The following is an 18195-nucleotide window of genomic DNA, read 5'->3' on the forward strand; positions in this document are numbered from 1 at the left end:
AGGTGGCGGCCGACACGGACGAGCCCGCGCGGTCGAGGGGGACCCACAGGGCTCGGAAACTGACACGCAGCCAGCATGCGTGCGGGGGGATGACTCATGACGTCGACGCCTACCGGCGCCCGGCACGATGATCAACAGGCATACGACCCGTCCGCGACGGCCCGGCTGCGCCTGCCGCGCCAGCATGGCGACCCGCACCGCACCGGCGCCGGCCGGTCCCCGGCGCAGCGCCACCGCCGGCCGCCGTCGCGCTATGACTACGAGCACTACAGCCGGCTCGCGGGGCCGCTGACCAAGCCCGACCCGGGCCGCCCGTACCGGGTCCGCTACCGCAGCCTGCTCGCGGACGAACCGCACCGGATACGCGCCGCGCTGCTGCTCGGCGGCGCCCCCGTCGTCTCGCTGGCCCTGCTGCTGTGGCTGATGCAGCCCGCGCACTGGACCGACCGGGACCACGCCACGACCTCCATGAAGATCCTCGACACCGTGATGCTGGTGTCGATCGGGCTGATCGAGCTGTTCCGCACGATGAACGTCACCTCCAACGCGCACGCGACGCTGGTGGCCCGCGACCCGATCCCGGTGGTGCCCGAAACCGGCACCAAGGTCGCCTTCCTCACCTCGTTCGTGCCCGGCAAGGAGCCGATCGAGATGGTGACGAAGACCCTGGAGGCGGCCGTACTCCTGCGCCACCGGGGGCTGTTGCACGTATGGCTGCTCGACGAGGGGGACGACCCCGAGGTCAAGGAGGTCTGCCGGCGGCTCGGCGTGCGCCACTTCTCCCGCAAGGGCGTCGAGAAGTGGAACCGGCCGAAGGGCCCGCACCGCGCGAAGACCAAGCACGGCAACTACAACGCCTGGCTCGACGCGCACGGCGACGACTACGACTTCTTCGCCTCCGTCGACACCGACCACGTGCCGCTGGCGAACTTCCTGGAGCGGATGCTGGGGTACTTCCGCGACCCCGACATCGCCTTCGTCGTCGGACCGCAGGTCTACGGCAACTACGACGCGGCCGTCACCAAGGCCGCCGAGAGCCAGCAGTTCCTCTTCCACGCCCTGATCCAGCGGGCCGGCAACCGCTACGGCGCGCCGATGTTCGTCGGCACCAACAACGCCGTGCGCGTCAGCGCCCTCAAGGGCATCGGCGGCCTCTACGACTCGATCACCGAGGACATGGCCACCGGCTTCGAGCTGCACCGCCACCGCAACCCGGCCACCGGCCGCAAATGGCGCTCGGTCTACACGCCGGACGTGCTCGCCGTCGGCGAGGGGCCGAACGCGTGGACGGACTTCTTCACCCAGCAACTGCGCTGGTCGCGCGGGACGTACGAGACGATACTCAAGCAGTTCTGGAAGGGCCCGTTCACGCTGTCCCCCGGCAAGCTGCTCAACTACACGCTGATGGTCATCTACTACCCGATGACGGCCGTCAACTGGATGCTGGGCGGCCTCAGTTGCGCGCTGTTCCTGGGCCTCGGGGCCTCCGGCATCCAGATCAACTCCGAGGTCTGGATGATGCTCTACAGCGACGCCGCCGCCCTCCAGATCGGGCTCTACATCTGGAACCGCCGCCACAACGTCTCGCCCCATGAGCCGGAGGGCTCGGGCGGCCTGGCCGGCATGGTGATGTCCGCGCTCTCCGCGCCGATCTACGCGCGCTCGCTGATGGACGCGGTGCTGCGGCGCAGGAGCACGTTCGTGGTGACGCCCAAGGGCGACTCGGCCAGCCCCGACACGCTGTTCGGCACCTTCCGGGTGCACCTCTTCTTCGTGCTGGTCTTCGGCGGCTCCCTGGCGGCCTCGTTCCTGCTCGGCCATACGCACGTGGCGATGCGCACCTGGGCCACGCTGGCGCTGCTGATCACGGTGGCGCCGATGCTGGCCTGGGCGTGGACGCTGCGCCGCGGGCGGGCCGGGCCCGGCGACGCAGCGTCCACGCGGAACCAGCCGGCCCAGCTCGCCCTCGGAGGATCGGACCGATGACGTACCGACCGAGCCGCCGCACCCGCCGGATAGCCATCGGCGGGGCGGCGGTGCTCGTGCTGGCCGGGTTGAACGGCCCGGCGATCTGGGGGTTCGCCTCCGAGAAGTACCACGAGTACAAGATCAACCAGCCCGAGTACAAGGCGGCGAACGGGCACTGGAACGTGGTCGACGTGCCCAAGGAATACAAGATCAACACCATTCACGCGGCCCTGCTGCACACCGGCAAGGTGCTGCTGGTGGCGGGCTCCGGCAACAACGCGGCCAACTTCAAGGCCAAGTCCTTCCGTACGGTCCTGTGGGACCCGGAGAAGAACACGTTCAAGAACATCCCCACCCCCAAGGACCTCTTCTGCGCCGGGCACACCCAGCTCCCGGACGGGAAACTGCTGGTCGCGGGCGGCACCCAGCGGTACGAGAAGCTGGGCGGCGACGTCACCCGCGCGGGCGGGCTGATGATCGTCCACAACGAGGACCCCGACAAGCCGAAGACCTTCCCCGCGGGCACGGTCTTCACGGGCAAGGCGACCGGCAAGTCCTTCGAGTCCAAGGACAACCTGCTGGTGCCCCGCGCGAAGAAGACGCAGGACCCGAAGACGGGCAAGGTCACCGTCACCGCGAGCACGGCGCGCGTCTACGTGGAGGCCCTGCGCAAGGGGCCCAAGTACGAGACCGGGCTCACGGACAACTACACGATCAAGGGCCTGACCGGCGCGGACGCCCGCAACTTCTACGGCATCGCCAACAAGCTGTCCTTCGACAAGAAGGACTTCCAGGGGATAAAGGACTCCTACGAGTTCGACCCGGTCTCCGAGCGCTACATCACCGTCGACCCGATGAACGAGGCCCGCTGGTACCCGACGCTGACCACGCTCCAGAACGGCAAGGTCCTCTCGGTCTCCGGCCTCGACGAGATCGGCCAGGTGGTGCCGGGCAAGAACGAGATCTACGACCCGAAGACCAAGAAGTGGACGTACCTGCCCAAGGAGCGGTTCTTCCCGACCTACCCCGCCCTCTTCCTCACCGACCAGGGCAAGATCTTCTACACCGGCTCCAACGCCGGCTACGGCCCCGCCGACCAGGGGCGCACGCCCGGCATCTGGGACCTCAAGACCAACGCCTTCAAGCCCGTGCCCGGCATCAGCGACCCGGACGCGCTGGAGACCTCCATGTCGGTGCTGCTGCCGCCCGCCCAGGACCAGCGGTACATGGTGCTCGGCGGCGGCGGGGTCGGCGAGGACGAGAAGTCCACCGCCAAGACCCGCATCGTGGACCTGCACGCGAAGGACCCGCGCTTCAAGGACGGCCCGGACCTGTACGCGAAGGCCCGCTACCCCAGCAGCGTCATCCTCCCCGACGACACCGTGCTGACCACCAATGGCTCCGGCGACTACCGGGGGCGCAGCGACTCCAACGTCCTCAAGGCCGAGATCTACGACCCCAAGACCAACCGGAAGCGGTCCGTCGCCGACCCGCTGGTCGGCCGCAACTACCACTCCGGCGCGCTGCTGCTCCCCGACGGCCGGGTCATGACCTTCGGCTCCGACTCCCTCTTCAGCGACAAGGACAACACCAAGCCCGGCAAGTTCCAGCAGCAGATCGACCTCTACACCCCGCCATACCTCTACAACGACTCGCGCCCGGACCTGAAGGACACCGGAGCCCGGCCGCCGACGGTGCGGCTGGGCGGCAAGGCCACCTTCAGGACCGGCCACGCCGCGACGATCCGCAAGGCCCGCCTGGTCCGCCCCGGCTCGTTCACCCACGTGACCAACATCGAGCAGCGCTCCATCGCCCTCGACTTCACCAAGACCGCCGACAGCGTCACGGTCACGCTGCCCAAGGACCCCTCGCTGGTGCCGCCGGGCTGGTACATGCTCAACGTGGTGGACGACCAGGGCACCCCCTCGAAGGCGGTGTGGCTCAAGGTCCCGGAGGCCGCCGGGCCGTGACGCGGAGCGCCCGGGCCCGTACGCGACGCGGAGCGTCCGGGCCCGTACGCGCGTACGGCCGCGGGCCCGGCACAGGCCGCGCACAGGCGCCGCACAGGGGGGTGCACGGTCGGGCGGTCCCGCGCGCATGACTAATCTCTCCTCGGCGGTTGCATCTTCACGCAACCTTGCGTGACCTCCCGGGTCTCTAGACGTGCGGGCGGACTCGTGCCGTGTCACAGGAGCCGGGTCCGCCGAGGGCGGCGGCTATGAGGCTGATGAGAGACTGAGGGATGAGGATGGGCGCAGGCAGAAGGGGTTCGTCCCGCGGGGTGCGGCCCGAGGGGGGCCGCGGCCGGCGCGCGGAGCTGATGATGCTGGCCCTCGCGGTGCTGCTGACGCTGTTCGGCTACGCGTCGGTGGGGCTGGCCACGGAGGGGAAGCTGCCGGCGGAGCTGCCCGCGTACGCCCTCGGGATGACGGTGATGGCCCTGGGGGCGCACTGGGCGGTGCGGCGGTTCGCGCCGTACGCCGATCCACTGATCCTGCCGATCGCCGTCGTGCTCAGCGGCCTGGGGCTGATCCTCATCCATCGGCTCGACCTCGCGTTCGCCCTCAGCTCCCCCAAGCGGGCGGTGACGGTGGCGCCGACGCAGCTCGTGTGGAGCGCCATAGGCATGGCCGTCTGCGTGGCCGTGCTGATCTTCCTCAAGGACCACCGCCATCTCCAGCGGTACACGTACATCAGCATCACGGCGGCCCTGGTGCTGCTGATCGCGCCGGTGTTCTTCGGCGCGGACACCCTGGGCGCGAAGCGGTGGATCACGCTGGGGGCGCTGTCCTTCCAGCCCGGTGAGTTCGTCAGGATCGTCATAGCGGTGTTCTTCGCCGGCTATCTGACGATGCACAAGGACGCCCTCGCGCTGGCCAGCCGGCGGGTGCTGGGCTTCTCGCTGCCGCGCGGCCGGCAGTTCGGCCCGATCGCCGCCGTGTGGCTGCTGAGCCTGCTGGTCCTGATCTTCGAGCGGGACCTGGGCACCTCGCTGATCTTCTTCGGGCTGTTCGTGATCATGCTGTACATGGCCACGGAGCGCACGAGCTGGGTGGTCACCGGCCTGCTGATGTTCGCGGTCGGCGCGACGGTGGTGGGCTCCATGGAGCCGCACGTACACGGCCGCATCTCCGCCTGGCTGCACCCCTTCGCCGCCCTGAACGACCCCGGCGCCGGCTCCGACCAGCTCGCCAAGGCCCTGTTCGGCTTCGGCAGCGGCGGCATCCTCGGCACCGGGCTCGGCTCCGGCCGCCCCGACCTCATCGGGTTCGCCGCCCGTAGCGACTTCATCCTCACCAGCGTCGGCGAGGAACTCGGCCTCGCGGGCATGACGGCGGTCTTCCTGCTGTACGCGCTGCTGGTGGAGCGCGGGCTCCGGGCCGCCCTGGACGCCCGCGACTCGTTCGGCAAGCTGCTCGCGGCGGGGCTCGCCAGCGCGCTGGCGCTCCAGGTCTTCGTGGTGTCCGGCGGCGTCACGGGGCTGATCCCGCTCACCGGCAAGGCGCTGCCCTTCCTCGCGCAGGGCGGCTCGTCGCAGGTGGCCAACTGGGTTCTCATCGCCTTGCTGCTGAAGATCAGCGACGCGGCGCGCAGACCGGCCCCGGAGCCGGCGGTGGACCTCGACGAGCAGGCGACGCAGCTCATACGGCGCTGACGACGGCCGGGCCCCAAGGCCCTTGCTGGTGCTCCCGCTGCTCCCCGGCCGGTTCAGCGGGCATTGCGGGCCAGTTCGAGCGCGTACTTCTCCCACCACGTGCCCGCGTCCGGGCCGCCCTTGCAGGTGCCGTCGGACTCGCCCGGCCGCTTGATCCACAGATAGGCGTCCACGCGCGGGTCGCCGGTCTTGACGGTCGGCGGCTCGCCGAGCGCGCGCCCGGCCGGGTTGCACCAGGTCTTCTCGTGGTCGGCGCCGGCCAGCGGCCCGTTGCCGTTGCGGCTGGTGTCGATGACGTAGTGCTTGCCGCCGAGCAGGCCGGACAGCTTGTCGCCGTACTCCTTGTTCGCCTCGGTGGTCTGGAAATTGGAGATGTTCAGGGCGAACCCGTCGGCCGCGTCCATGCCGGCCCGCCGCAGCGGGTCGACCATGCGGTCCGGGGGCGTGACCCAGTTCGGGTTGCCCGCGTCCAGGTAGACCTTGGTGGCGGGCAGCGCCTTCAGCTTGTCCACGGCCTCCTTGAGCAGCGCGAAACGCTCCTCGTGGAACTGCGCGGGGGTGCAGCCGTCCCCGATGTGCGGCAGCGCGTCCGGCTCCAGGACCACGGTCGCGCGACGGTCCCCGATGCCGCGCACCGCCTTGTCCAGCCAGTCCCGGTAGGCGTTGCCGTCGGCGGCGCCGCCCTGGGAGTACTGGCCGCAGTCGCGGTGCGGGATGTTGTAGAGGACCAGCAGCGCCTCGCGGCCCGCCTTCTCCGCGGCCTCGGTGAAGCCGCGGGCCTGGCCCTCGGGGTCGTCGACGCCGATCCACTCCGCGACGGGCTGGGCGGCGATCTTGTCTATCAGCGCGGCGTCGCTCTTCTCGCCGTCCGCGCGCAGCTTCGCCGCCTCCTTGGCGGCCGTGCTGTCCGGGTTGACCCAGTACGGGGCCATGGCCTTCGGCCGCTGGGCGGGGCGCTCATCCCGGTCGGGTTTTTCACGCCCGCCGGAGGAGGCGGACGAGCAGCCGGCGACCAGCAGCAGCGCCCCCACCGCCGCCCCCGCCACGCCGATTCCGACCCGTTGCCCGTGCCCCCTGCGACTGCCGTACATCCACTCCCCCTTGGCTGCACCCCTGGGACGGCCCAGGTACTCAGCGGGACAAATCCGGTCCCGCCAATCCTGACACGGAGGCCCCGGCAGCCGACCCGTGTCGAGAAGCTGTTACGGCCATTCAGGGACCCCGGAACGGGCGTACGCCACCACGCGGAAGGGCCGGATACCGGCACGCCGGCACGCCCGTACGGGCCGCCCGGCCGTCCGCCCGGCGGCGCTCCCGCCCCGGCAGCGCTCCGTGTCCGCCGCACAACTTGGCGTCAACTCGCCCTAGTGACCGAGGGGCTGACGTTCTAAAGTCTTCGCCGTGGCCCGGGCCCCCGGCCGCGCCGAACCTCCCGCGGTCGCGCCGGACCACTCCCGCAGTCCAGGCTCCCGCGGTCGAGGTCGGACCGGGTCGGTGGCTCCGGGGGGAGCGGGCCGTCGGCCCGGTCCGATTGGCCTCCCGATGGACGGCACGCCGACGCCCACCCGTTCGGCGCAACGCGCCACCGGGCCCTGACGACGCGACGCGCCACCCGGCTGTCAGCCGTCGGCCCCGCGCCCCCTCAGCCGTCGGCCGCCGCGGCCCCTCGGCCCTCGGCCGCCGGCCGCTCCCCGGTGAGGTAGGCCGAGACCACGACGTTGGCGGAGTACGCGTGCCGGGCCCGGTCGTACGCGCCGCCGCAGGTGATGACGCGCAGCTCGGCCCGGTGCCCGGGGCGCGGCCCGTAGACCTTCTGGGCGTCGAAGTGGTGCTTGGCGAAGACGGAGACGTCCTCGACGGTGAACTCGGCGACCGAGCCGTCCGAGCGGGTCACGTCGATCCGCGCCCCCGGCTTGACGCCGCCGAGGCGGTGGAAGACGGCGGGCGCGGTCCTGGTGTCGAGGTGGCCGACGAGGACGGCCGCGCCGGTGCCGCCGGGCCGCGGCCCGCCGCGGTACCAGGCGACCTCCCCCGGGTGCTCGTACGGCGGCGGGTCGACCGCGCCCCGCGCGTCCAGGCCGCGGGCCACGACCGGGGCGCGGACGCCCAGGGACTCGATGGCGACCCCGCGCGGCCGGGCGTCCGGCAGCGGGCCGTGCGCCGGGGGCAGCGGATGGCTCGCGGGCCGGCCGACGGCGGCGACATCGCCGGTCGTCGGCGTCGCACTGCCCCGCCCCTCGGTGATCTCCCGCCCCCACAGCCACAGCCCCAGCAGCAGCGCCGCCCAGACCACCCCGATCACCAGCCGGCCGTAGCCGCCGCGCGCGTCGTCCATATCCCGCGACCCGTTCCCCTCAGCGCCCCGACGGCGCGCCGCGGCGCCGGCGGCGGTGCAGGAACAGCCCGCCGAGCATCAGCGCGGCGCCGCCCGCGAGGACGAGACCGTACGGCTCGGGGCCGCCCGCGTCGTCGATCCGGGGCGCGGTGCCGCCGCCTCCGGCCGGTACGGGCGCGACGGGCGAGGCCGGGGCGGTGGCGGAGCCCTCGGCCGTCACGGTCAGGTTCCCCTGGACGGTCTGGCCCTCGCCGCCGCAGGCGACGGTGACGGCGTACTCGCCGACGCTCACCGAGGAGCGGATGGCGGCCTCGCCGAAGAGCCCGTCGGCGTCCTTCGCCAGTTTGACGTCGGCGACGAACGCCTCCGACGTGGCCACCGCCTTGTCCGCCCGACAGCCGGAGACCCGCAGCGCGACCTCCCCGCCGGGGACGGCGGCGAGCGGATCGATGCGCACGGCGCCCGGCGACTGCCCGGCCGCGTAGGGATCGGAGGCGCCGGAAGGGCCGGAAGGGCCGGAAGGATCAGCGGTGCCGGCGGAGTCGGCGGATTCCGGGGAGTACGGCGCGGTCGCGTACGGCTCGGCGATGTACGGGTCGGTCGCGTACGGCTCGGTCGAGTCTTGGGCTTGAGCGCAGACGGGGGCGGCTGCGAGGGCGGCGACGGCGAACGCGCCGCAGAGCGTGAGGCGGACTGTGCCGCGGTCAGAACCCATGGCGAACCTCCTGGTGCTTTCGAAGGTTCACCCCGGCGCCGCCGCGCGCATCCGCTCCGTGTCCGTATTACTCCATCAGGTGATGAAACAGCGATGCGGGACGGTCCGGGCGGCGAAGTGGACGCCGAGCGAGGACGGCCGTAGAACGTCAAGAAGACGAAGGCCGTAGAACGTCAAGAACGTCAAAAAGAGGGAGAAACGCGAGCGAAGTCACCGCGATCCCGCGCATGAATAAGATGGCCGTCCCATGATTCCGCTTATCGGCAGGAGTTCGCACCCATGACAGAGCGCAAGCCCATCGAATCGTGGCTGACCGACATGGACGGCGTGCTGATGCACGAGGGCGTTCCGGTGCCCGGAGCGGATGCCTTCATCAAGAAGCTGCGCGACTCCGGCAAGCCGTTTCTCGTGCTCACCAACAATTCCATCTACACGGCCCGCGACCTGCACGCGCGGCTGAACCGGATCGGGCTCGACGTGCCGGTCGCGAACATCTGGACCTCGGCGCTGGCCACCGCCAATTTCCTGGACAACCAGCACCCCGGCGGCACGGCCTATGTCATCGGCGAGGCGGGGCTGACCACGGCGCTCCACGACGCCGGATATGTGCTGAGCGACGCCGACCCCGATTTCGTCATCCTGGGCGAGACCCGCACCTATTCCTTCGAGGCGCTGACCAAGGCCATTCGGCTCATCAACAACGGCGCCCGATTCATCGCGACCAACCCCGACAACACCGGGCCCTCCCCGGACGGGGCGCTGCCCGCGACGGGCTCGGTGGCCGCGCTCATCACCAAGGCGACGGGCAAGGAGCCGTACTTCGTCGGCAAGCCGAACCCGCTGATGATGCGGACCGGTCTCAACACCATCGGCGCCCATTCCGAGACCAGCGCGATGATCGGCGACCGGATGGACACGGACGTGCTGGCGGGCCTGGAGGCGGGGATGGAGACGTTCCTCGTGCTCACCGGGCTGACCGGCAAGGACGACATCGACCGCTACCCGTACCGGCCGACGCGCGTCGTGGACTCCATCGCTGACCTGGTGGATCTGGTCTGAGAGGTCTCGTCCGAGGGGTCCCGTCCGACAGATCTCGTCTGCGAGCGGGGCGGCCGAAGAAACAGCGGGCGACGGCGGGCGCGGTGCCGGCAGGGGCCGCGTCCCCCTGAGCGGCGCGGCTCAGGAAGCCAGCCGGTCCTCGATCAGCTTCGTCCACTTCTCCTTCCGCTCCGGTTCCTTCAGCTCGGCCTCCCAGTCGCCGGTGCTCATGCGCAGGCCCTCCGGGCCCATGTTGAGCTGCCGCAGCAGCTCCCGCGCGGCCGTGCGCACCTCGTCGTCGTTGCCGTTGGCCAGGTCGTACAGCTCGCCCGCCATCCGCTGCCGCTTGCCCGGCCCGACGGACTTCCAGAAGGCGAGGGCCTTGCGCATGGCCTGTGCGGGGGTGAGCTGGGTGGCGGCCTCCGCGGTGGCCGGGTCGGCGGTGGCGGGGCCAGCCGTGGCGGCTTCCACGCCGGCGGCGTGCTCGGCCCCTTCGGTCCGTTCGGCCCCTTCAGTCCGTTCGGTCCCTTCAGTCCGTTCGGTCCCTTCGGTCCGTTCGACCCCCTCATTTCGTTCGGTCCCTTCGGCCTGAGCGTTGTCGGGGTTTTCGGCCGTCGGCGAGGTGGTGGCCCGTTCCCCCTGTTTCGCCTGCTCCGCCATGATGATCTTGTACCGCTTACGGACCGACTTCCACGCCTTGTAGAGGGCGAGCCCGCCGAGCAGCAGGGCCGCCGCGCCGGCCAGCGCCCAGCCGGCCGGCGACGAGAAGGCGATGGCCCCGGCGGCGGCCGCGATGGCCACGGCTCCGCCCGCGACCTTGACGAAGTTGCCGGCGGCCGACACGCCCTTCTTCACCCGGCGGCGGCCGCGCTTCTTCATCGCGTACGCGCCGACCGCCGCGAGCCGGTCCGCCGACTCCTCGTAGGCCGGTGCCTTGCGCGCCGCCTCCGCTTCGAGCTGCTCGATGTGGGCGGTCAGCCCGGCGATCTCCGCCTCCAGGCGGCGCATGGCAGCGGCGTTCTCCGGGGTGCCGTCCGGCCGGGACGACGAGGTCGGCCGGGACCGCCGCTCGGCCAGATCGGCGCGGGGCGCCGCCATCGCCGCGCGGGCCGCGGCGATGTCCCTGCGCAGCAACTTGTTCTCGATGGTGTCGTCGAACTTCGCGGGCGGCGCGTTGACCCCGGCGAGGTTCCGCTTCATGCGGTGGGTGCGCACCACGGAGCGGACGTCCCGGACGACCTTGCTGATCGAGACGACGATCGTCAGGGCGCCGATCGTCTCGCCGACCGCCGCGGGGGCGAGGCTGCCGGCGACCTTCACCCCGGTCCTGGCCATCGAGAGGCCGTCACTGGCGGTGAGGGCGACGTCCTGGGCGGCGTCGGCGCTCTTCGCGTTGCGGTCGCGGCGCAGGGTGCGCCAGTCGACGCCCTTCTTCTCCTTGAGCCCGTTCAGGCCGCGCTGCGCCTTCAGGGCCCCGCTCGTGTCGTGGACCGCGGCCACCGAGTCCACCAGCCCGCCCTCGGCGTCGGTGGCGAGCGTCGCGTCGGCCACCCGCAGGATCTCCGCCTTGTCGGAGGGGTTCGCGTACGCCTCGGCGCCCCGGCCCGTCACGGCGGGCATGGTGACGCGGCTGGCGGCGAAGTCGACGGGGTCGAGGAGGTTCTTGACGGTCGCCAGCTTCTCCGACGGCTTCGACAGCAGCTTCTTGATCCAGTTGCGGGCGCCGCGCGGCTCGGCGGCGGGGGCGGGGGCGGTCTCGACGCCGCCCGTACGCTCGGCAGGCTCCGTACGGTCGACCGGCTCCGTACGGTCGACAGCGGGCGCGGGGCGCGCAGCGACAGGCTCCGGACGCGCGGGCAGTTCAGCGAGCTCGATCTGGTCCGTATGCTCGGTCTCGCCCGTGCGCTCGGCCGGCCATGTGCCGGCCCGCCGCTCCTGGCTCAGCGTCTGCACGACGGCGCGGTTTCCGGCCACGGACTGGAGCGCCCTGAGGCGGGCCGCGGAACCCGCGCCGGCCCCGGCGGGGCGGTCTGCGGCCCGTACCGTCGGCCGGTCCTCGGTCCGGGGGCCCGGGGCCGAGGTACGCGGACGTTCGTCGTGCGGGCGCATCGCTGCCTTCCTGACGGTCATTCCGGGCGAACGGCGATGGTCGCGAACATCCGTGGCCGAAAACAGGCGCTCAGGGTCACGATCGAGGGCAGACTTCGCTGCCCCGCCGATCATCCGGACCGCCGCGGCTCCCCGCTCCCGACCGCCGCTGACGCGACAGCCGCCACCAGCGCCCCAGTCGTCCCCTCAACTCGACGTGGCCGATTTCCAGTCCTCGATGTACGACCGGAGGTTTTTGTCGATGTCGGCCCAGTCGGGCTGGAAGATCTCGACGCCCTTCATGATCTGGGCGAGCGCGGTCGCGTTCGCGTCGGTGGCCTTGACGTCCGTACGGGCCGCGAAGCCGCCGCCGACCGCGGAGACCTCGCGCTGCACGTCCTCGCTGAGCAGGTAGTCGAGGAGCTTGCGGGCGTTGGCGCTGTGCGGGGCGCCCTTGACGAGCCCGGCCGCGTAGGGCAGGGCGAAGGTGGTGGGCTTGCCGGTGGGGCTCGCGGCGGGGAAGAAGATGCCCTGGTGCGGCATGGACTTCATGTTGGCGTAGTTCATCTGCACATCGCCGTTGGCGACGAGGAGTTCGCCCTTGTCGGTCTTGGGAGCGAGCTGCCCGGTGGACGAGGACGGGCCGACGTTGTTGGCCTGGAGCTTCTTCAGGTAGCCCATGGCGGCGTCCTTGCCGCCGAAGTCGTGCATGGCCTTGACGAGTACGGCCGTGCCGTCGCCCGCGACGCCCGGCGTGGAGTACTGGAGCTTGCCGTTGAACCTGCCGTCCAGCAGGTCCTGCCAGCTCTTCGGGGGCTGCTTCAGTTCCTTGCTGTTGTAGATGAAGCAGAGGTAGTTGTTGACGATGGACGTCCACGCGCCGCCGGCGTCCTTGTCCCCGGCCGCGACCCGCTCCGAGCCCCGCGGCTTGTACGGGGCCAGCAGTCCCTTGCCGGCCGCCTGCTGGATGAAGGGCGGGAGGGTGACGACGATGTCCGCCTTGGTGTTGGACTTCTCGCGGATCAGCCGCTGCACCATTGCCCCGGAGCCGCCCTCGACGTAGTTGACCTTGATGCCGGTCCGCCGCTCGAAGTCCTTGAAGACCTTGTCGTAGAAGCCGCCCCCTTCCTTGGAGTTGCCCGAGTTCGCGGACTTGAGCCCGTCGGCGCTGTAGACGGTGACCTCCTTGGCCTTGCTGTCGGCGGTGGAGGCCCCGCCGCAGGCGGTGACGGTGGCGCCGAGGAGCAGGGCTCCGCAGGCGGCGGCGATCGGCTTGTGGTGGCTGCGCATGACGTGTCGTACTCCTGGTGGAGGGGGGAGCAAGGGCGGAAGGACAGGAAGAGGAAGGGCTGCTACCGGGGGCTGCTACCGGTACGAGGCGCGGGTCCGGATCCGGCCGACGGCGAGCAGGACGAGCAGGGTCGCCGCCATGAGCACCACGGCGAGGGCGGCGCCGGCGAAGAGCGAGCCCCGGTCCGTAGCCCCGAAGATCTTGACGGGGAGGGGCAGCCAGTCCGGCGGGTAGAGCATCATCGTGGCGCTCAACTCGCCCATGGACAGGGCGAAGCAGAGCCCGGCCGCTGCCGTCAGGGAGGGCAGCAGGAGGGGGAGTTTGACGCGGAGCAGTACGTACCAGGGGCGCGCCCCGAGGCTGGCGGCGCTCTGCTCGTACGCCGGGTCGAGGCGGGCCGCGGCGGCGGAGACGGACTGGTAGGCGAAGGCGGTGACGAGGATCGCGTGGGCGGCGATCACGATCTGGCGGGTGCCGTTGAGGAGGATCGGCGGCTGGGAGAAGGCGACCAGCAGCGCCAGTCCGACGACGACGGAGGGCACGGCGACGGGCAGCATGAACAGCGCGTCGACGACGCGCCGGCCGCGCCTGCGCAGCGCGTCGGCGGCGAGCGCGGCCCAGGTCCCCGCGGCCAGGGCGAGGATTCCGGCGGCGAAGGCGGTGCCGAGGCTGGCGGTCAGGGCGCGCAGCGAGTCGCCGCCGGCGATGTCCCGGTAGTGCGCGAGGGTCGCGCCGGACGGGAGCGCTCCGCTCCAGGACGTCGAGAAGGACGCGGCCAGGATCACCAGGAACGGCAGCGCGAAGACCGGCACGAAGAGGACGAGGAACAGGGCCCAGAGCGCCCAGCGGGCGGCGCGGCTATGCACGAGCACGGCGGGGGCCTCCGGCGGTGGGCGCGGTACGGGCGACGAGGACGCGGTAGAGGCCGTAGAGCGCCGCCGACAGGGCGACGCTGACGACCGCGACGACGCACGCCCCGGTGTAGTCGCCGTCGAGGATGGCCTTGCTGTAGACGAGCATGGGCAGGGTCGTGACGTCCTTGGCGCCGGTGAAGAGCACGATGCCGAATTCGTTGAGGCACATGACGAGGACGAGGCTGCCGCCCGCGGCGAGGGCCGGCAGCGCCTCGGGCAGGATCACCTGCCGCACGATGCGCGCGGGCCGCGCGCCGAGCGAGGCCGCCACCTCCAACTGGCCCGTCTCCACCTGCGAGAACGCGGCCAGCAGCGGCCGCATCACGAACGGCGTGAAGTAGGTGATCTCCGCGAGCAGCACGCCGTACGGGGTGTGCAGGAAGTCGAACGGGCCGCTCACCGCGCCCGTCACGTCCGTCCACAGCCCGTTGGCCATGCCGACGGTGCCGTAGAGGAAGAGGAGCGCGAGCGTGATGAGGAAGGAGGGGAAGGCGAGGAAGATATCGATGAACCGGCCGACCGCCTTGGCCCCGGGAAACGGCACGAAGGCGATGACGAGCGCCAGCACGAACCCGAGCACCAGGCACCCGACGGTCGCCGCGACCGCGATGACGACCGTGTTCCCCAGCGCCTCCCGGAACGACGCCTCCCCGAGCACGTCCCCGTACGCGGCGACGGAGTGCCCGCCGCCGTCCGGCGACACGGACTGCCACCCGACCAGCGCGAGCGGATAGAGGAAGACGAGGCCGAGGGCGGCGACGGGAGGAAGGGCGTATATCCAGGCCGGTACGGATCGCCAACGCGCCGTGCGGCGCGGCTTTCCGGGTACGGGCCCGGGGGCGGGGTACCCCGCCGCGCCGGGCGCGTCCACCACGCCTCGCGCGGGCGCGCGCCGGCCGGGCACGGAGACGTCGGCGGCCTCAGCCCCGGGCACTGGGGCGGACTCGGGTCCAGAGCCTGGGGCAGGCTCGGGGCCACGGTCCGCAGCCGGGCCGGACCGCTGACGCGGTGCCGAGCCGAGGCCGCCGGCCGGGGCGGACTCCGGCCCGTGCTCGGGGCCGGTGGCCCCGGCCGGGGCGGAGCCGGGACGCGGCGGCAGGCCGGGGGTGCGGAGCGGCGCGTCCCGCTCGGGGCCGGGGGTCCGCTTCAGCTCAGCCATCGGACGCCGCCCCCTCCGGGAGGAGTACGGCGTCGTCCGCCGCGAAGTGCAGGGTGGCCTCGTCGCCTAGGGCCGGGGTCTCGCGGAGTTCCCGTACGTCGGCCTTGACGCGGTGGCCGGCGATGTCGACGTACAGGCGGTGGGTGGAGCCGCGCCACTGGACCTCGGCGATCCTGCCGTGCAGGGCGTTGGGGCCGGGGCCGAGGCCGACGAGGTGGGGCCGTACGCACAGGGTGGCCGTCGCCCCCTCGGCGGCGGCGCCGGTGTCGACGGTGAGCCGCGTGCCGGCGAAGGCGACGCCGCCGGAACGGACCGTGACGGGCAGCAGGTTGGAGTTGCCGACGAAGGAGGCGGTGAACTCGGTGCGCGGGCGGCGGTAGAGGTCCTGCGGGGTGCCGCAGTCCTGAAGGCGGGCCCGGTCCATGACCGCGATGCGGTCGGCCAGCGTCAGCGCCTCCACCTGGTCATGGGTGACGTACAGGATGGTGACATCGGGCAACTCCCGGTGCAGCCGGGCGAGTTCGGCGAGCATCCCGGAGCGCAGCCGCGCGTCGAGGGCGGAGAGCGGTTCGTCGAGGAGCAGCACCCCGGGCCGTATCGCCAGTGCCCGCGCGATGGCGACGCGCTGCTGCTGGCCGCCGGAGAGTTCGCGCGGGTAGCGCCTGGCGTAGGCGGCCATGCCGGTCATCTCCAGCGCCTCGGCGACGCGGCCCGCGATCTCGGCGCGCGGGGTCTTTTGCGCCTTCAGGCCGAAGGCCACATTGGCGTCGACCCGCAGGTGCGGGAAGAGCGCGTACTGCTGGACGACCATCCCGACGCCGCGCCGGTACGGCGGCAGCGCGGTCACGTCCCGGCCGCCGATCCGCACCCGCCCGGCCACCGGCCGTACGAACCCGGCGACGGCCCGCAGCGCGGTGGTCTTGCCGGAGCCGGACGGCCCGAGCAGGGCCAGTACCTCGCCCGGCTCGACGGTGAGGTCGAGGCCGTCGAGGACGGTGTGCTCGCCGTACGCGACGGTCACGCCCTCGAAGGCGATGCCGCCGCCCGGCGGGGCGAGCACCGCCCCGCCGGCCGTCGTCGACGTGGTCACGTCCGCGGCTCCGGGTGCCCGGCCGGACGCCCGTTCTCCCCCGCCGCGTCCGCGAGCAGCGCGGGCAGGTCGGCCACGGAGTCCAGGACGTGCGTGGCCCCCGATTCCCGCAGCGCGTCCGCGCCGTGCGCGCCGGTCAGGACGCCCGCGACGACGCCCGCGCCCGACCGCCGCCCGGCGATCATGTCGTACGAGGTGTCGCCCGCGACCGCGATCCGCCGCACGCTGTCGGCGCCGCCGGTGCGCAGCAGCGCGGCGAGCACCATGTCGGGGTACGGTCGGCCGCGCCCGCCCGCGTCGGCCGGGCAGAGGGTGAGCTCCACCAGGTCCCGCCAGCCGAGCGCGTCGAGGATGGCGTCCTGGGTGACGCGGGCGAACCCGGTGGTCAGAACCACCCGGCGGCCGTCGGCCTTGAGCCGCTCGATGGCCTCCCGGGCGCCGGGGACCGGCTCGCACCGGCCGTCGGCCACCAACTTCCCGTAGGTGGACTCGAATTCGGCGTTGGCGCGCTGAGCCCGCTCCTCGTCCCCGAAGAGGTGCCGGAAGACGGAGATCTTGGACTCGCCCATGGTGGCGCGTACGTAGTCGAGCTTCGCGGCGTGGTCGGCCGAGCCGGGCTCGACGCCGAGGCCGCGGGCGGCGGCGTCGAAGGCCAGCTCGACGAGGCCCCCGTCGGCGACGGTGGTGCCCGCCATGTCGAGCACGACGAGCTGAACGCTCTCCGCGGTGTCCTGCGTGGTCACGGTCATTCTCTTCACCATCCCAGTTCGTTCGCGGTGCGCTCGGCGATCGCCGGAGAGCAGGTCATGCCTCGGCCGCCGGGCCCGGTGACCAGCCAGACCCCGTCCCGTACCCGCTGCCGGTGCACGACGCGCGCGGTGTCCGTGCACTGCGCGTACACCCCGGCCCAGCGGCGGCGGACGGTGGGCAGCGGGCGGCCGAGCAGCCCTTCGACGACCCCGGCCAGGTGCTCGTACGGGTCCTCGACGACGTCGAAGTCGAAGGGCGCGTCGTACTCGTGGGTGTCGCCGATGGTGAGCCCGCCGTCGGCGCGCTGGACCATCAGGAGCTGCGCCCGGTGCTCGGCGGCGGCCGGCGGCTGCTGCCGCGCCGCCGCCATGGCGTCGAGGGCGCCGCCCGCGTAGGCGGGGTAGTAGCGGAAGCTGTCGGCGTCGGCGACGGAGGTGGTCAGCGCCTCGCCGAGCGGGTCGGTCTGCATCATCTGGAGCCGTACGCGCCGTACGGGCAGGTCCGGGGCCAGCTCCTTGACCAGCCCGCCGAGCCAGGCCCCGGTGCACAGCACGACGGCGTCGGCGGTGTGCACGTCGCCGTGGTCGTCGCGGACGGCGCGTTCGCCGGTGATCTCGCGGACCTCGCGCCCGCCGAGGAAGGTGTAGCGGCCGGATTCCAGCAGCTTGTCCTTGAGGGCGCGCTGCGCGACGCGGGGCTCGACGGCGGCGTCGCGCTCGCAGTGCAGGGCGCCGAGGACGGCACTGCCGCGCAGGGCCGGGTTGGCGGCGCGGGTCTCCTCGGCGGTGAGGAGCGCGTAGCCGCGGGCGGCGGCGTCGGGGCGGGCCGCGGCGGCCTCGGCGACGGCGAGCTCCGCCGGGTCGGTGAGCACGGTCAGCGAGCCGTTGGCGCGGAAGCCGAGGCCGGGCACGCGCTCGCCGATGGCCTCCCACAGCTCACGGGCGCGCAGCGCGGTGTCCAGTTCCTCGCCGCCGGCCCGGCCGCTGACCCAGACGAGCCCGAAGTTCCGTACCGAGGCGCCTCTGGCCTCGGCTTCCCGTTCGATGTGGACGACCTCGTGGCCGCGTTCTATGGCGTGCCAGGCGTGCATGGTCCCCACCACGCCGGCTCCGACGACTATCACTCGCATGTCCGGAACGCTCCTTTGATCGGCTGGCCCGCGGCGGACCGGGAGGCGGCGCCGCGGTGAACA

14 protein-coding genes are annotated in these 18195 nt (G+C 72.3%); 4 read left to right on the forward strand and 10 right to left on the reverse strand.

The window, feature by feature from the left end; translation table 11 throughout:
* The first annotated feature begins 96 nt into the window (after window positions 1–96).
* From IF55_RS08085 to IF55_RS08095, 3 genes are all read left to right on the forward strand, one after another.
* Complete coding sequence (locus IF55_RS08085) at window positions 97–1986, forward strand: glycosyltransferase family 2 protein (RefSeq protein WP_048831682.1); 1890 nt, start codon at window positions 97–99, stop codon at window positions 1984–1986.
* Window positions 1983–3938: a radical copper oxidase GlxA gene (gene glxA / locus IF55_RS08090; RefSeq protein ID WP_030875312.1), complete on the forward strand. Its 1956-nt coding sequence runs from the start codon at window positions 1983–1985 to the stop codon at window positions 3936–3938. Before IF55_RS08085 ends, glxA begins: the two co-directional genes overlap by 4 nt.
* Before the next feature lie 278 nt (window positions 3939–4216).
* Window positions 4217–5623 carry an FtsW/RodA/SpoVE family cell cycle protein gene (locus tag IF55_RS08095; protein WP_037962539.1) on the forward strand — a complete coding sequence of 469 codons (1407 nt, stop codon included), beginning with the start codon at window positions 4217–4219 and terminating at the stop codon, window positions 5621–5623.
* A 53-nt stretch (window positions 5624–5676) separates the two neighbouring features.
* Here IF55_RS08095 and IF55_RS08100 read toward each other — a convergent pair whose 3' ends face one another.
* The 3 genes from IF55_RS08100 to IF55_RS38300 form a co-directional block, all read right to left on the reverse strand.
* The gene (locus IF55_RS08100) at window positions 5677–6714 is read right to left on the reverse strand and encodes a glycoside hydrolase family 6 protein (RefSeq protein WP_030875307.1); all 1038 of its coding nucleotides are present in this window, start codon (window positions 6712–6714) and stop codon (window positions 5677–5679) included.
* A gap of 551 nt (window positions 6715–7265) precedes the next feature.
* The gene (locus tag IF55_RS08105; RefSeq protein WP_037962536.1) at window positions 7266–7958 is read right to left on the reverse strand and encodes a class F sortase; all 693 of its coding nucleotides are present in this window, start codon (window positions 7956–7958) and stop codon (window positions 7266–7268) included.
* A 19-nt stretch (window positions 7959–7977) separates the two neighbouring features.
* Complete coding sequence (locus IF55_RS38300) at window positions 7978–8673, reverse strand: LPXTG cell wall anchor domain-containing protein (protein WP_048831684.1); 696 nt, start codon at window positions 8671–8673, stop codon at window positions 7978–7980.
* A gap of 279 nt (window positions 8674–8952) precedes the next feature.
* On the opposite strand from IF55_RS38300, the gene IF55_RS08115 reads away from it, so the two are divergent.
* Entirely contained in the window at window positions 8953–9732 is a 780-nt protein-coding gene (locus IF55_RS08115) for an HAD-IIA family hydrolase (RefSeq protein WP_030875298.1), read from the forward strand.
* 120 nt (window positions 9733–9852) lie between these two features.
* Here IF55_RS08115 and IF55_RS08120 read toward each other — a convergent pair whose 3' ends face one another.
* The 7 genes from IF55_RS08120 to IF55_RS08150 all read right to left on the reverse strand — a co-directional run bounded on the left by IF55_RS08120 (window position 9853) and on the right by IF55_RS08150 (window position 18132).
* Window positions 9853–11820 (reverse strand): hypothetical protein, encoded by a 1968-nt coding sequence (locus tag IF55_RS08120; protein ID WP_037962534.1) that lies wholly within the window; start codon window positions 11818–11820, stop codon window positions 9853–9855.
* Between the two features lie 186 nt (window positions 11821–12006).
* Window positions 12007–13089 (reverse strand): 2-aminoethylphosphonate ABC transporter substrate-binding protein, encoded by a 1083-nt coding sequence (locus IF55_RS08125; RefSeq protein ID WP_030875295.1) that lies wholly within the window; start codon window positions 13087–13089, stop codon window positions 12007–12009.
* A 75-nt stretch (window positions 13090–13164) separates the two neighbouring features.
* Window positions 13165–13962 carry an ABC transporter permease subunit gene (locus IF55_RS08130; RefSeq protein ID WP_030875292.1) on the reverse strand — a complete coding sequence of 266 codons (798 nt, stop codon included), beginning with the start codon at window positions 13960–13962 and terminating at the stop codon, window positions 13165–13167.
* Window positions 13949–14875 (reverse strand): 2-aminoethylphosphonate ABC transporter permease subunit, encoded by a 927-nt coding sequence (locus IF55_RS08135; protein ID WP_078643921.1) that lies wholly within the window; start codon window positions 14873–14875, stop codon window positions 13949–13951. The genes IF55_RS08130 and IF55_RS08135 overlap by 14 nt, the downstream gene beginning before the upstream one ends.
* A 280-nt stretch (window positions 14876–15155) precedes the next feature.
* Window positions 15156–16253 (reverse strand): ABC transporter ATP-binding protein, encoded by a 1098-nt coding sequence (locus IF55_RS08140; RefSeq protein WP_048831690.1) that lies wholly within the window; start codon window positions 16251–16253, stop codon window positions 15156–15158.
* Window positions 16250–17002 (reverse strand): phosphonatase-like hydrolase, encoded by a 753-nt coding sequence (locus tag IF55_RS08145; RefSeq protein ID WP_048831769.1) that lies wholly within the window; start codon window positions 17000–17002, stop codon window positions 16250–16252. The genes IF55_RS08140 and IF55_RS08145 overlap by 4 nt, the downstream gene beginning before the upstream one ends.
* Window positions 17003–17007: 5 nt before the next feature.
* Window positions 17008–18132 carry a TIGR03364 family FAD-dependent oxidoreductase gene (locus IF55_RS08150; protein WP_030875278.1) on the reverse strand — a complete coding sequence of 375 codons (1125 nt, stop codon included), beginning with the start codon at window positions 18130–18132 and terminating at the stop codon, window positions 17008–17010.
* Window positions 18133–18195 lie beyond the last annotated feature (63 nt).

The organism is Streptomyces varsoviensis (assembly GCF_000718635.1).
GTDB classification, from domain to species: domain Bacteria; phylum Actinomycetota; class Actinomycetes; order Streptomycetales; family Streptomycetaceae; genus Streptomyces; species Streptomyces varsoviensis.

Excerpts from the sequence above, each read along its gene's own strand:
- IF55_RS08085 (WP_048831682.1), top strand. The coding sequence starts at position 97 with ATGACGTCGACGCCTACCGGCGCCCGGCACGATGATCAACAGGCATAC.
- glxA (WP_030875312.1), top strand. The coding sequence starts at position 1,983 with ATGACGTACCGACCGAGCCGCCGCACCCGCCGGATAGCCATCGGCGGG.
- IF55_RS08095 (WP_037962539.1), top strand. The coding sequence starts at position 4,217 with ATGGGCGCAGGCAGAAGGGGTTCGTCCCGCGGGGTGCGGCCCGAGGGG.
- IF55_RS08100 (WP_030875307.1), bottom strand. The coding sequence starts at position 6,714 with ATGTACGGCAGTCGCAGGGGGCACGGGCAACGGGTCGGAATCGGCGTG.
- IF55_RS08105 (WP_037962536.1), bottom strand. The coding sequence starts at position 7,958 with ATGGACGACGCGCGCGGCGGCTACGGCCGGCTGGTGATCGGGGTGGTC.
- IF55_RS38300 (WP_048831684.1), bottom strand. The coding sequence starts at position 8,673 with ATGGGTTCTGACCGCGGCACAGTCCGCCTCACGCTCTGCGGCGCGTTC.
- IF55_RS08115 (WP_030875298.1), top strand. The coding sequence starts at position 8,953 with ATGACAGAGCGCAAGCCCATCGAATCGTGGCTGACCGACATGGACGGC.
- IF55_RS08120 (WP_037962534.1), bottom strand. The coding sequence starts at position 11,820 with ATGCGCCCGCACGACGAACGTCCGCGTACCTCGGCCCCGGGCCCCCGG.
- IF55_RS08125 (WP_030875295.1), bottom strand. The coding sequence starts at position 13,089 with ATGCGCAGCCACCACAAGCCGATCGCCGCCGCCTGCGGAGCCCTGCTC.
- IF55_RS08145 (WP_048831769.1), bottom strand. The coding sequence starts at position 17,002 with ATGACCGTGACCACGCAGGACACCGCGGAGAGCGTTCAGCTCGTCGTG.
- IF55_RS08150 (WP_030875278.1), bottom strand. The coding sequence starts at position 18,132 with ATGCGAGTGATAGTCGTCGGAGCCGGCGTGGTGGGGACCATGCACGCC.